The organism is Microvirga pudoricolor (genome assembly GCF_016892705.1).
Taxonomy (GTDB): Bacteria; Pseudomonadota; Alphaproteobacteria; order Rhizobiales; family Beijerinckiaceae; genus Microvirga; species Microvirga pudoricolor.
Genome location: NZ_JAFEMB010000002.1, coordinates 129,412 through 143,292 on the forward strand (window position 1 = coordinate 129,412; position 13,881 = coordinate 143,292).

Here is a 13,881-nt window from a genome sequence, read left to right on the forward strand (position 1 = left end):
TGATGGGAGGAGGGACCGTTCAGGGGTTGACGCCGCGACGGACCCTGCCTCACATCGAACGTCCGCTAACATCATCACGTGCCAATGTCCAAGCCCCCCTCCCAGCCGACGACGTTCGGCGACCGCACCCGCCTCGTCCACGCGGGCCGGGACCCCTCCGAGCAGCACGGGTTCGTCAACACGCCGATCTACCGTGGATCGACGGTTCTCTACCCGACGACCGACGACCTGTTGCACCGGCGCGGCCGATATTCCTACGGCACCAAGGGCACGCCCACCACGGAAGCCCTTGAAAAGGCTTGGACGGAGGTCTCGGGCGCCGCCGGCACGGTGCTGGCGCCGTCGGGCCTTGCCGCCGTCACCGTGGCGCTCCTGTCGTGCCTGAAGGCGGGCGACCATCTCCTGATGACGGACTCGACCTACCGTCCGACCCGCCAGTTCTGCGACGGGTTCCTAAAAAAATTCGGTGTGGAAACCACCTATTACGATCCGTCACTCGGCACCGGAATCGAGTATCTCATCCGCCCCAACACCAGGGCTGTCTTTACGGAAGCGCCGGGTTCACAATCGTTTGAGATGCAGGATATTCCGGCTATATCCGAAGTCGCTCACCGTCATGGCGCCGTGGTGCTCGTCGACAACACCTGGGCAACTCCCCTCTTCTTCCCGCCGCACAACCGCGGCGCGGACATCGCCATCGAGGCAGGGACGAAATATCTCAGCGGCGGGTCGGACCTGCTCCTGGGCCTCGTCTCGGCCAACGAGCGCTGCTTCAAGGCGCTGCGCGAGACCTACGATCTGTTCGCGATGTGCCCTGGTCCGGAGGATGTGTTCCTGGGACTGCGAGGCCTGCGCACGATGGCGCTCCGCCTGCGCGAGCACGAGAGGCAGGCCCTGGACATGGCCCGATGGCTGCAGTCCCGGCCCGAGGTCGCGCGGGTGCTCCATCCGGCTATCGAGACCGATCCCGGCCACGCGATCTGGAAGCGGGATTTCTCGGGCTCCTCCGGCCTGTTCTCGGTGATCCTGAAGCCGGCCTCCGACAAGGCCGTGGCCGCCATGCTGGACGGCCTCGCCCTCTTCGGCATGGGCTATTCCTGGGGCGGCTTCGAGAGCCTCGTGATCCCCTTCGATTGCTCGACCTATCGCACCGTCACCGAATGGAAGCCCGGTGGCCCTGCCCTGCGCTTCCACATCGGCTTGGAAGACCTGGACGACCTCAAGCGCGATCTCGATGCAGGGTTCGCACGGCTGCGGGAGGCAGACGCCAAGGCGGCTTGAGAGTGCTGCTTCGGGCTGGAAACCGGCAAGATGTTATAATATACTAATTCTTCCGTTCGCCTCGCTCCGAGCCTCCCCTTGCACCGGTTTTTTGTCGAGAATGCCCGCTGGATCTCCGCGGGCTTCCTTCTCCTCTTCGCCTCGTCCGTCGGGCAGACGTTCTTCATCGCCCTGTCGGGAGGCGAGGTGCGGCGCGCATACGGCCTGTCCAATGGAGAATACGGCACGCTCTTCATGGCGGCGACGCTCACGAGCGCCCTTGCGCTGGTCCAGTTGGGCCGCCTCGTGGATCACGTCTCGGCGGGCCGCGTCGTCGCCCTGATCTTTCCCATGCTGGCTCTCGGGGCCGTCGGCTTCGCGCTGTCGTTCGACCTGCTCACTCTGTTCCTGGGCCTTTTCGTGCTGCGTCTCTTCGGCCAGGGCATGATGGTTCATACGGCCTATACGCTCCTGGGACGCTGGTTCTCGGCGGAGCGCGGTCGGGCCGTGTCGCTGGCGGCGCTCGGCCTCAATGCCGGAAAAGCCATCCTGCCCCTGGGGCTTCTGGCGCTCTCGAACGCCCTGGGCTGGCGCCAGGCATGGCTGGCGGCGGCCGCCGCTTTGGTCCTCGTGATGCTTCCCATCGCGGCCGTCCTCGCGCGCGTGGAACGCTCTCCGGGAACAGCGTCCGGCGGCGGCCGCAAGGGGTCTGCCCGGGACTGGACCCGCGCCGAGGTTCTGCGGGACCCGTTGTTCTACTGGCTGCTGCTTGGGATGATGCCGCCGGCCTTCATCAGCAACACGATCTTCTTCCACCAGGTGCACTTGGCCGAAATCCGGGGCTGGGGCCTGGATACGTTCGCGCTGGGCTTCACGCTGTACGCGGTCGTCACCGTCTTCAGCACCTTGGTCGCCGGGCAACTGGTCGACCGTTTCTCCGCCCTGCAGATCCTGCCCACCTATCTTCTGCCCTTCGGGCTCGCCTGCCTCGCGCTCGGCACCGTCGAAGCACCATGGGCGGTCCTTGCCTTCATGGCGCTCTATGGGATCGCGGACGGGCTCTCGCTCATTTTATTCGGCAGCCTCTGGCCCGAGGTTTACGGCACCCGTCATCTCGGGTCGATCCGCGCCGTTCTGATCGCCACCATGGTCTTCCTTTCGGCAGTCGGCCCCGGCCTGTCCGGTGTGCTCATCGATGCCGGGCTCGCCTTTCCGGTTCAGGTCGTGGCGATGGGGGTCTATTGCGTCCTGATCTGCCTCGCGCTGCACGGCGTCTCGAAGCGGGTGGCGGCCCGGATGGCCCTTCCGGCCTGAGCGGACGTCAGAGCAACAGCGGGCGTCAGGTCACCTCTTCGGCCTCGATCGCCTTCTTCCTGCGGTCGCGGGCGATGAGCATCAGGTTGCGCACGTAGATGAAGATCGAGAAGGCCTGGCCCAGGATGATCACGAGGTCCCGGCGGGCGAAGCCGTAGACCAGGGTCATCAGTCCGCCGCCGATGGACAGGAACCAGAAACCGACCGGAATGACGCTGCGCTCGGCCTTCTCGCTCGCGATCCACTGCACGAGGAACCGCGCCCCGAAGATGAACTGGGCGATGACCCCGAAGGCGGCCCAGAAATCGAATCGGGCGACGACCACGTCGTAGAAGTAGAGGCCCAGGTCGTGGGACAGGCGCATCAGCATCGGAGTGTCTCCATCAGCGGACCTCGTGCGCGACGGGAACGCGGCGACGCCGGCGCAGCAGCCACCAGACGCCGAACAGGTCGAGAATACCAACCCAAAGGCGGTCCAGAAGGCCGTAATTCGACCGGCCGGCATGGCGGGGCCGGTCGACCACGTCCACGTGGGCGATCCGGTAGCCCTCGCGCTTCACGAGGGCGGGCATGAAGCGGTGCAGGGCGTCGAAATAGGGCAGCGCCAGGTACACATCCCGCCGGAAGACCTTCAGCCCGCAGCCCGTGTCGCGGGTGCCGTCCTTCAGGATGGACTGCCGCACGCCGTTGGCGATCTTCGACTGCCAACTCTTATAGGTGCCGTCCTTGCGCCCCACCCGTTGGCCGGCCGCCAGGGCCGTGCCGGGGTCGTCCAGGGCGGCTACCAGTTGGGGGATGAAGGCCGGGTCGTTCTGGCCGTCCCCGTCCAGGGTCGCCACGATGGGGCCATGGGCATTGCGTACGCCGGTCCGCACCGCCGCGCTCTGGCCGCAGCTTGCTTCATGGCGGATGAGGCGCAGCCACGGCCGGGTCCGGCGGGCCTCCTGGATCACCTCGACGGTCCGGTCCGTCGACCCGTCATCCACGTAGACCACCTCGAACGGGCCGATGGCCGAGCAGGCCCGCTCAATCTCGTCGACGAGCATCAGGATGTTGTCGGCCTCGTTCCTGACGGGCACCACGATGCTCACCTGAGGGCTGGAAGACGTTTGATCCATGGGACGAAAGCTCTTGGTGAGCCGGCCAGCCTCAAGGCACGGCCGAATAGGCGCCGATATCGACCCGGCGACCGCTGTTAATATTGAACCCGATCACCCGCGTCGAGAGCGCCGGCTCGAAACCGAGGCGTTCCGTCTCGGCCCGAAAATCCTCGTCGAAGCGCTCGTCCACGAAAACGATGCGGCACCCGCCCTGCTTCAGGAAGGCGGCGGCCTCCGATCCCGTCTCGAGCATCTCGAGTTTCGTGCCGGTCAGGAAGACGAGGCTCGGCTCGCGATATCCCAGGGTTGCGACCGCCGGATCGGCGCAGCCCAGGTTGCGGGCGACCTCCGCGAGCCGCGGCGACAGCTTGAGGGAGCGAAGGTCGAGCTGCGCGAAGCCGAACACGCCGAGCGCCAGGAAGGCGGCTGAGATCAGCGACGCCAAGAGGCTGTGCACGACGCGGGCGCGGACGAACAGGAACCACGCATAGAACGCGAGCGCCGTCGACAGCACCAGGGGCGGCAGCGCTCTGTAGGGCAGCGTCTCGTCGAAGGACCAGCTCACCGCCGAGACGCCGAGGGTCAGGCCCAGGGGGATGAACGGGATGAGAAAGGTCGAAACCCTGGCCAGTGGGCGGTGCGGCCCCAGGAACCCGCGCGCCATCGCGATGACCACCAGAATGGCGATGGCGGGATACAGCGGCATAACGTAATGCGGCAGCTTCGTCGGCACGGCCTCGAAAACGAGCCAGGCCGGGACGATCCAGGCCAACAGAAAGGCGACGGCATCGTCCCTCCGGTTGGTCCAGGCAAAGCGCACCGCGATGGCCGCCAGGATGGCGCCGGGCCAGAAGGTGGCGAAGAAGGCCGCGAGATAGAAGCCCGGCGGCGCCCAGTGGACCTTTTGGGCGGTGCCGACCTTACCCAGCATGTCGTGGCCGACGGACGCCGCGAAGAACTCCCCGTGGCTCTTGACCGCAATGGCCGCGAACCAGGGCAGCACGACCACAAGCGTGAACAGGAGGCCGGGCCAGGGCTTGAGCACCGACAGCCAGCGGAAGGAGCGTTCGCGCCAGGACAGGACCAGGGCCGCCAAGCCCACGAACATGAGGACCAGCGGCCCCTTGATGAGAGCGCCGAGCGCGAAGCCGAGCCAGAAGGCCGCGAGGGTCCCCAAGGGCAGACGCCCGGCGCCGCGGCTCAGATAGGCTCGCGCGAGCCCGCCCATGGCGGCAACGCAGCAGGCGAGCAGCGCCGCGTCCGTCTTGGCCAGCCTGGCCTCGACCATGAGGATGACGGAGGCCGCCATGAGGGAGGCGGCCAGGAAGGCCCCTCGCCTCCCCAGGAAGGCGAGCGCGGCCCAGTAGGTGAGCAGGACGGCCGACAGGGCGCCGGCGAGCGAGGGGAGCCGATAGAGGGCGATGGTCGTGCGTGCGTCGGAGATCCCGAGGTGTTCTCCCAGGGCGACCACGCCACTCTGGATCCAGTAGATTCCCACCGGCTTCTTGTGCCGGGCCTCGTCCTGGAAGCGGATGTCCACGAAGTCGCCGGTCTCCAGCATCTGCTTGGACGCTTGGGCATAGCGCGGTTCGTCCCGGTCCATGGGCTGGAGCGTCGAGAAGCCGGGCAGGAAGCAGGCGAGCGACAGCAGGATGAGGAGGGCGCATAGCCGCGCATGGCTGCGCTCGAACCAGACCACCGCCCGCGACGCGAAGGCCTCGCGTCTGGTCGGGCGCAGTTGGGCATCGGCGACATTCATGCGGGAGCTCCGGCGACGGGACGCCTGTTCTCGGGGGCTTCATGGGCCCAAAGGCCCGCGCGACCGGCGCTCTTCCCTCAAACCTGCCGGGAAGTCAAATCGACGGATGGTAGCGGGCGCCTCGGCTCAGACCTTGTTGCGGTAGGCTCGCCGCACCGGAAAGCGGATCAATGTCGCCTCTCCGGTTTCCGGGCCCGAGACCCGGTTGCGTCCCCCGGCTTTCGCCCGATACAGCGCGGCGTCGGCGCTCGCCAGGTGATCCTGGAGGCCGAGACCCGAGGCCGTCGCGCAGCCGATACTGACGGTGGCCCGAAGGGCGCCGCCCTCCGACCGGGCGAGGTGTGCGTCGAACCCTGCGCGCACGGCCTCTGCCTTCCCTCTCGCCTCACCCTCGCCGGCCGGGATCAGGGCCGCGAATTCGTCGCCGCCGAGGCGCCCGAAGGGCTGGCCCGGCAGGATGGTCGCGAGGGTATCGGCGAGGGCTCGGAGGACGTCGTCGCCGGCCTCGTGCCCGTAATTGTCGTTGATGGCCTTGAAGTCGTCGAGGTCGAAGACAAGGCAGCTCACCGCCCCTCCGCCGTGCCTCGCCAGGAAGCGCTCCGCATCCGCCGTGAAGGCGCGGCGGTTCGGGATCCGGGTCAGGGGATCCACGAGGGCAGCTTGCCGGAACGCGAACTCGCCCTTCTCCTTGGCCATGGACAGGAACAGGAAGGCCAGGCTCGGCAGATACAGCAGGAGCAGGAAGGCCATGCCGGAGGACCAGCGGCTGGCGAAAAGCTCACGCAGGGCCTCGACGGGCGGCATGAGGCCGACGATCAGGCGGATTGTGAAATAGGCGGCGGCGCAGCCCACGACGAGGACGAGCGCCTTGCTCGAGACGAGGCGCAAGGGTGCCTCGCGCCACAGCTCCCACATCATGAAGCCGCAATAGAGGCTCCCGACGGCGGCCATCAGGACCATGCGGGCCTCGAACCACTCGCTGAAGAACGGCCAGAAGGCGAGCCAGACACCAGCCCCCACCAGCGCCAGCGGCAGCGGCGCCGAGCGTCCGTTGAACACCCGGCACCCGAGATATTGCAGACCGAACGCGGCCGCGAGGAGCGCGTTACCGCTCATGACGGAGACCGGCGGCGCGCCCATTCCCCGGGCTCCCACCAGGGCGATGCTCCCGGCGCACAGCCAGAAGCTCAGGCCCCACCAAGCCAGAGCGGTCTCGGTCCGGTTCTGAAGCCAGGAGAACAGCAGAAGGCCGCCGGACACGGCGGAGAGCATCACCGAGGTGAGGCCGAAGGCGATCGGATCGAGATGCATGGCAGGTGTCGCGAGGGGCGGTACACCCTGCAACCATGTCCCTCACCCAACGTCAATAGCAGTCCGTCATCACAATTTCACGAAACGAGAACCAGGGTTGAGAACACTTTTATAATATTTGTTATAGCGTTATAGATCCGGCATAGCGAAGATTGGCGGATCCGATGGACGAAGAGATACCGGTCATCAATTATTTCGTGGACGAGAACGTCCCCGACACGACCCACATCGGCATCGTGCAGAAGCCGGACGACTCCCCTACCCTGAATTACACCATTCTGGCGCCCGGCTTCACGCCCTTCCGGCTCGTGCGCAATCCGGACGACGGCGGAAAGCTTTACCTAGCGCCCCGGGAAAACTTCAACCTCAACTACGAGGCCAAGTCCGACCACCGCTACATCGTCCACGTGATGATCGAAGATCCGGACGATCCCGACTTTTTCGAGGATCGGGTCTTCATCGTCTACATGAACGACCTGAACGAGACGCCCGTCGTCAACCTGCCGGCTAGCGCCGGGTCCACGGTGGACGACGCTCTCATCAAGCCCTTTCGGGACGTGCAGGTCACGGACGAGGACATCGGCGAGACCGTGACGGCCACCGTCGCCTTCGACCCGGCTCTCGGCACCTTGTCGGATCTCGGCCCGGGCACCTACGACCCTTCGGCCGGCACCTATACGGTGTCGGGGAGCGTCGCGGCCGTGAAGGCCGCCCTGCAGAACCTTTCCTTCGACCCGCGGGACCGGGCCGTCGCGGCAGGCTCCATGGAGACGATCTCGTTCTCCCTCAGCGTGACCGACGGCGAGTTCACGGTCGTGAAGTCCGTCGCGATCCAGTCGACCACGCGGAACCATGCGCCGGCCGCCCTCTCGCTCTCGAACGCCGCCATCGACGAGAGTGAGACGGCCGTCACGGTGGGAACCCTCACGGCCACGGATTACAACGGCGACAGCCTGACCTTTACGCTGGTCGACGCGGACGGCAACGAGACGACTGATCCCCAGTTCGAGATCAAGACCAAAGTCATCGCCGGGAAGACGACGCATACCCTCGTCACTAAGGGCGGAATCGCGGTCGCGGCCGACGAGACCCACACGATTCGGGTCAAGGTCAGCGATGGCCATGGCGGCGGCACGACCGAAACGTTCGCGATTACCGTCCGCAACGTCAACAAGGCCCCAACGCCGCCGACCCTCTCCGGAACGGAGGTCGACGAGACGGCGCCCGTCGGAACCGCAATCGGCGTCCTGGCCGCCAGCGACCCCGATGGCGATCCCCTCGCCTATTCCATCGTCGATGCCGATGGGAATGCCGTGACGGACGGCCCCTTCGCCATCAAGGTCACCGACCTCCCGGACGGCACCCGCCTGGTGGAACTCGTCACGACTGGCAGCCTCACGGTCGCGGCCACGACGGCCTACCCGCTCCGGATCCAGGTGAGCGACGGGAAACCGGGTGGGGCGGCCTTCGCGGATTTCACCATCACGGTGAACAATGTGAACCAGGCACCCGTCGATCTGGCCCTATCGGGGCCGCACAGCATCGACGAAAAGGTCGAGGCCGGGACGGTGGTGGGAATCCTGAGCGCCTCGGACGGCGACGGCGACACGCTTACCCTCACCATCGTGGACGAGGCCGGCAATCCCACTGAGGATCCCTGGTTCGAGATCGGGAAGTTTCTCGAAGGCGGTTCGACGGTCCACAAGCTCGTGGCGAAGGCGGGGATCAGCGTCCCCGATACGGTGAGCCATGACATCTGGATCAGCGTCAGCGATGGCCATGGCGGCGCGACCCGGCAGACGTTCAGCATCACCGTCCACGACCTCAACCAGGCCCCGGTCGACCTGAGCCTGACGGGCGATACGATTCTGGAAACGGCGGCGCCCGGCACCACCGTCGGAACGCTGAGCGCAACGGATCCCGACGGTGACGCCCTGTCCTACGCCATCGTCGATGCGGCGGGCTCCGTGATCGCCGACGGCCCCTTCGCGATCCGCGAAACCCTGCTGCCCGATGGCTCCACGCTCGTCGAGCTTGTGACCCGCACGGCCTTCAGCGTCGAGGAAGAGACGCCCCATGCGGTGCGGATCCGGGTGAGCGACGGCAAACCCGGAGGGATGGCTGTCTGGGACTTCACGGTCACCGTGCAGAACGTCAACCAGGCGCCGACCGGGCTTGCCCTGTCGAACCTCGTCGTGAACGAGGGAGGCGGAAACATCGTCGGCCTGCTGTCCGCAGCGGACCCCGACCTGAAGGACGTGCTGACCTACACCATCGTCGATGGAGCGGGCGACCCGGTGGACGATGCCTATTTCGAGATCGTCTCCGCCGAGGTCGAAGGCAAAACGGTCCATCAGGTCGTCACGCGGCCCGGAACCGAGGTGCCGCGCTCGCTGGTTCACGACCTCAGGGTCAAGGTCTCGGACGGCCATGGCGGGGAAGCATTCGCAACGTTCCAGATCGCCATCGAGAACGTCAACAAGGCTCCTACAAACCTCGCCCTGCTCGATCCCGTGGCCCTGGACGAGGACGCTCCCGAGGGCACCGCCTTCGGCGTGCTCCAGGCCGAGGACGGTGATCCGGACGACAGCCTGTCCTACACCATCGTGGACGAGCACGGGACCGCCGTCGACGATCCCTACTTGGCGATCGCCTCGGCCTTGGTCGACGGAAAGACGGTTCATCGCCTGGTGACCAAGGGCGGGCTCAGCCTCTCGTCGACCCTCGTTCACGATGTCTGGATCCAGGCCGGAGACGGCCATGGCGGCTTCACGCGCGAGCGCTTCACGGTCACGTTCAACGACGTGGAGCATGCCCCCGAGGGACTTTCGCTCCTGGGAGAGGATGGCGTGGACGTGACGGCCGTCCTGGAAAACCTGCCGGAAGGCGCGTTCGTCGGGACCCTGAGTGCAACCGACCGGGATGGGGACAGCCTCAGCTACTCGATCAAAGACCCTGACGGCATCTTCGAGATCGTGAAGCACGGTCTCGTCTACGAACTGCGCGTCGCCGACCCGACGAAACTCGATTTCGAGCGGCCGGAGGGGTCGAGGATCAACGTCACCATCCTGGCGGATGATGGCAAGACAACGCCCACCGAGCGCGTTTTCGTCCTGGACCTGGTGGACCAGAACGATACCCCGATGGGAATCGTCCTGACGCCCTCGGGGAACATCATCCGAGAGAACGGAACCGCCGTGACGGTCGGGACCCTGACGACCCAAGACCAGGACGTGCTGGACACCTTCGTCTACCAGATCGTTGACGAAGACGGAGACGACGCCTCGGGCAGTTCCCCCTTCGAGATCCGGACGACCCTCGGCCCGGACGGCGCCAGGATCGCGGAGCTCGTCCTCAAAGCGGGCCTGCAGATCGATGCGACGCAGGACTTCCCCCTCTGGATCAAGTCCACGGACGACCACGGCGCATGGGTGGTCACGCCGCTTTCCGTTACGGTCGAGGCCAATCGGGTCACCGAGGCGGTCACCTTCACGACGGAGCATGGCGGCGCCACCGCCGTCACGTCCATCGCCGAGAACCTGCCGGACGACACCCTCGTCGGCTATCTGAACGCGGCGGATCCGGACGGCGACCCGCTGACCTATACGTTGCGCGACCCCGACAACAGCGCCTTCAAGATCGTCGAGATAGGCGGCCGCGTCGAGATTCGCGTCAGGGACGCGGCCCAACTCGATTACGAGCGCTACACGGGGGTCCCGGAGGTCGGCTTTGTCGTGTTCGTGAGCGACGGCATCGACGCTCCTGTCGCGCGGGAATTCGTCCTCACGCTCGAAAACCTGAACGACAACGCTCCCACGCTCAGCGACCTGCCGGCGCCGATATCCATCATGGACACCGGGCTGGCTCAGCTCCTCGCGGGCGTGACCGTCGGCGACGCGGATGGCTCGAGCCTCGCCGTCACCGTCACCTTCGCCAAGGAGAACGGGGTTCTCGTGGTCCCGGCGGGAGGCGCCGGAACCTACGATCCGGCTACGGGGACCTACACGGTCACCGGCGACGCCGCCACCGTTACGGCGGCGCTGCGCGCGCTCACCTTCGATCCGGCCTTCAAGAACGGCTGGGCGGGCAGCACCGAGACCACGACCTTCGCGATCGTCGTCGATGACGGGGCGAATCCGGCGGCCAGGGGCGAGGTCAAGGTGATCGCGACCACGGAAAACCGTGCTCCGACCGCGCTCGCGCTGGACGGGAGCCATGCTCTGGAAGGCGCTGCGGGCGGGACCGTGATCGGCACGCTCTCGGCCCAGGATCCCAATGCGGGAGAAGCCTTCACCTATACGCTCCTGGACAACGCGGGCGGCCGGTTCGGCATCGCCGGGAACCAGCTCGTCGTGCTCAACGGCGCCCTCCTCGATTTTGAGGCCGCCCCATCCCACACGGTCAGGATCCAGGTGAAGGACGGGGCGGGGGCCACCTTCGAATCCGCCTTCAGCGTGTCCCTTGGCGACGTCAACGAAGCCCCCACCGATGTCGCCCTGAGCCAGGCCACGGTACGTGAGCTCTCGGCGAGAGGAACGACGGTCGGAACCCTAACGACCCGCGACCAGGACAACGGGGACGCGTTCAGCTATAGGCTTCTCGACGACGCGGGCGGCCGTTTTGCCGTCGATGGCGACCGGATCGTGGTGTCGGAGGGCGTGAGGCTCGATTACGAGCAGGCTGCCACGCACCGAATCGTCGTCCGGGCGACGGACAAGGGTGGACTGAGCGTCGACAAGGCCATGCGGATCGAGGTGCTCGACTGGGCCGCGGAGTTCACGGCGGGCTCCGCCGGCGACGACGTCATCATCGGCGGAGCAGGCCGCGACACCCTCGGCGGCGGTGCCGGCAACGACAGGATTCTTGGCCGAGGCGGCAACGACATCCTGTCGGGCGGCAGCGGGCAGGATACGTTCGTTTTCGACACCAAGCCCAACCGGAAGAACAATCTGGATCGAATTACGGACTTCAACGTCAAGGACGACACGATCCAGTTCTCCGGGTCGTTCTTCACCAAGTTCGTCAAGAAAGGCGGCCTGAAGAAGGGCGCTTTCGTGACCGGCGACAAAGCCCTCGATGGCGGCGACCGAATCATCTTCGACAGGAAGAAGGGCGCGATCCTGTACGATCAGGACGGTGCCGGCGGAAAGGCGGCGGTCGAGATCGTGAAGCTCGACGGGGCCAGGAAGCTGAAACTGACCCACAAGGACTTTTTCATCGTCTGAACGGAAAAAGGCCCGGAGCCGATGCTCCGGGCCTTTCTTGTCGACGGGAATGGCGCAAGCCGGCTCAGTGCTTGGCCTCGCCTTTCCGCTTGGAGCGGCGTGAGAGCATGTTGAGGCCTTCGACCAGAGCCGAGAATGCCATGGCGCTGTAGATGTAGCCCTTCGGAACGTGCGCCCCGAAGCCCTCGGCGATGAGGGTCATGCCGATCATCAGCAGGAAGCCCAGCGCCAGCATGACGACCGTGGGGTTCGCCTGGATGAAGCGGGCGAGCGGGTTGGCGGCCAGGAGCATGACGGTCACGGCCACCAGAACGGCGATCACCATGATCGGCACGTGGTCGGTCATGCCGACCGCCGTGATGATGCTGTCGACCGAGAAGACGAGGTCCAGCACCAGGATCTGCCCGATGGCCGCCGCGAAGCCCAACTGAGGCTTTTTGGTATCGAACATGTCCTCGTTGGGATGGGGGTCCACCGAGTGATGGATCTCCTTGGTGGCTTTCCAGACCAGGAACAGGCCACCCGCGATGAGGATGAGGTCGCGCCAGGAGAAGCCATGGCCGAAGACCTCGAACACCGGCTCCGTGAGTTGGACGATGATCGCCACGGTGCCCAACAGGGCGAGACGCATGATCAGGGCGAGGCCGATGCCGATCCGCCGGGCCTTCTCCTGCTGGTGAGCCGGGAGCTTGTTCGTCAGGATCGAAATGAAGATGAGGTTGTCGATGCCGAGCACCACTTCCATGGCGATCAAAGTCGCCAAGGCGACCCACGCGGTGGGGTCTGCTGCGAGCATCATGAGGCTGTTCATTGTAGGGTCCGTGTTGATTTGGTCCGGAGGGACGCCGATATCCCCGTTGGGAAGACCCATACGGTCGCACCAAGCGCGGCCTTGGGACCGATTTGGGGATTGGCTCGGCTTCATCAAGATGGCCAAGCCGGCGATCCGGTCGATTTCGACCGAAATTCGACGCCGTTACGGGATGACCGTCGCCGCAAGAGCCCGTCGGGCCAAATCCCACGGCCCATCTGTGGCTGAAATGGCACAACCATCAAATGTGATCAGATTCTCACCGTCTGGTGATCGATCTAGCATTGAACCTTCGCCGTTCCAGTGGCGTTACCTGAGCGGCAACGAAACCCGTGCAAATCAAAGAATTACGGTCTCTCTAGATGTTCAACTTCCCCAAGGTTAAGCTCCGGTCCGCCCCTCTCCTGGCGACCCTGGCGATCTCCTGCGCCCTGGCCGGCTGCGTCACGACCCAGCAGCCCACGGCGCAGAGCGTCCGCTTCGGCCCGGACCCGAGCTATGTGGCCATGTACGGTCCCCGTCCCAACGAGGCCTTCCCGCTTCCCGCCACAGACATCTCGGAGGTCGATCCCAGATATCTGCGCCAGGAAGTGGCCTATAGCGGCCGCGAGCGGCCGGGCACGATCGTGGTCGATACGGGCAACCGGTTCCTGTACCTGATCATGGAAAACGGCCGGGCCCTTCGCTACGGCATCGGCGTCGGCGCCGAGGGCATGCTGTGGAGCGGCCGGGCCCGGGTGGGGCGCAAGGCCTCCTGGCCGCGCTGGACCCCCACAGCCGACATGATCCGGCGCGATCCCAAGCGCAATCGCCCCTGGGCCGGCGGCATGCCGGGCGGTCTCGGGAATCCGCTCGGGCCGCGCGCGCTCTATCTCTACCAGGGCGACACGGACACCATGTATCGCCTGCACGGCACGACCGAGCCGTGGTCCATCGGCGAAGCGGTGTCCAGCGGCTGCATCCGGCTGTTCAACCAGGACATCATCGACCTGTTCAACCGGGTGCCCGTGGGAACGCCTGTGGTGGTGCTCAACCATGCGCCGGGCTTCGATCTCATGGCGGAAGCCCCCCGCCCCACTGCGGGCTGATCCTTCGATACGG

At 65.9% G+C, this 13,881-nt stretch carries 9 protein-coding genes; 4 read left to right on the forward strand and 5 right to left on the reverse strand.

Features of this window, described 5'->3' with window-relative positions:
• The first annotated feature begins 84 nt into the window (after positions 1 to 84).
• The gene (gene metC / locus ILT42_RS09620; protein ID WP_204215363.1) at positions 85 to 1,281 is read left to right on the forward strand and encodes a cystathionine beta-lyase; all 1,197 of its coding nucleotides are present in this window, start codon (positions 85 to 87) and stop codon (positions 1,279 to 1,281) included.
• A gap of 78 nt (positions 1,282 to 1,359) precedes the next feature.
• Positions 1,360 to 2,574, forward strand: a complete 1,215-nt coding sequence (locus ILT42_RS09625; RefSeq protein WP_204215365.1) for an MFS transporter — start codon at positions 1,360 to 1,362, stop codon at positions 2,572 to 2,574.
• A gap of 25 nt (positions 2,575 to 2,599) precedes the next feature.
• Here the strand turns inward: ILT42_RS09625 and ILT42_RS09630 are convergent, their stop codons facing one another.
• The 4 genes from ILT42_RS09630 to ILT42_RS09645 all read right to left on the reverse strand — a co-directional run bounded on the left by ILT42_RS09630 (position 2,600) and on the right by ILT42_RS09645 (position 6,744).
• Positions 2,600 to 2,944, reverse strand: a complete 345-nt coding sequence (locus ILT42_RS09630; RefSeq protein WP_204215367.1) for a lipid-A-disaccharide synthase N-terminal domain-containing protein — start codon at positions 2,942 to 2,944, stop codon at positions 2,600 to 2,602.
• 13 nt (positions 2,945 to 2,957) lie between these two features.
• Positions 2,958 to 3,692: a glycosyltransferase family 2 protein gene (locus ILT42_RS09635; protein ID WP_204215369.1), complete on the reverse strand. Its 735-nt coding sequence runs from the start codon at positions 3,690 to 3,692 to the stop codon at positions 2,958 to 2,960.
• Positions 3,693 to 3,723: 31 nt separating this feature from the next.
• The gene (locus ILT42_RS09640; protein WP_204215371.1) at positions 3,724 to 5,433 is read right to left on the reverse strand and encodes an ArnT family glycosyltransferase; all 1,710 of its coding nucleotides are present in this window, start codon (positions 5,431 to 5,433) and stop codon (positions 3,724 to 3,726) included.
• A gap of 126 nt (positions 5,434 to 5,559) precedes the next feature.
• A complete protein-coding gene (locus ILT42_RS09645) occupies positions 5,560 to 6,744 on the reverse strand; it encodes a GGDEF domain-containing protein (protein ID WP_204215373.1) in 1,185 nt (394 codons plus the stop codon).
• A gap of 164 nt (positions 6,745 to 6,908) precedes the next feature.
• On the opposite strand from ILT42_RS09645, the gene ILT42_RS09650 reads away from it, so the two are divergent.
• Positions 6,909 to 11,969: a cadherin domain-containing protein gene (locus ILT42_RS09650; RefSeq protein ID WP_204215374.1), complete on the forward strand. Its 5,061-nt coding sequence runs from the start codon at positions 6,909 to 6,911 to the stop codon at positions 11,967 to 11,969.
• Between the two features lie 64 nt (positions 11,970 to 12,033).
• On the opposite strand, the gene ILT42_RS09655 is transcribed toward ILT42_RS09650, so the two are convergent.
• Positions 12,034 to 12,780: a TerC family protein gene (locus ILT42_RS09655; protein WP_204215376.1), complete on the reverse strand. Its 747-nt coding sequence runs from the start codon at positions 12,778 to 12,780 to the stop codon at positions 12,034 to 12,036.
• Positions 12,781 to 13,142: 362 nt separating this feature from the next.
• On the opposite strand from ILT42_RS09655, the gene ILT42_RS09660 reads away from it, so the two are divergent.
• Positions 13,143 to 13,868, forward strand: coding sequence for a L,D-transpeptidase (locus tag ILT42_RS09660; protein ID WP_229428559.1), 726 nt, complete (start codon positions 13,143 to 13,145; stop codon positions 13,866 to 13,868).
• Positions 13,869 to 13,881: the final 13 nt, after the last annotated feature.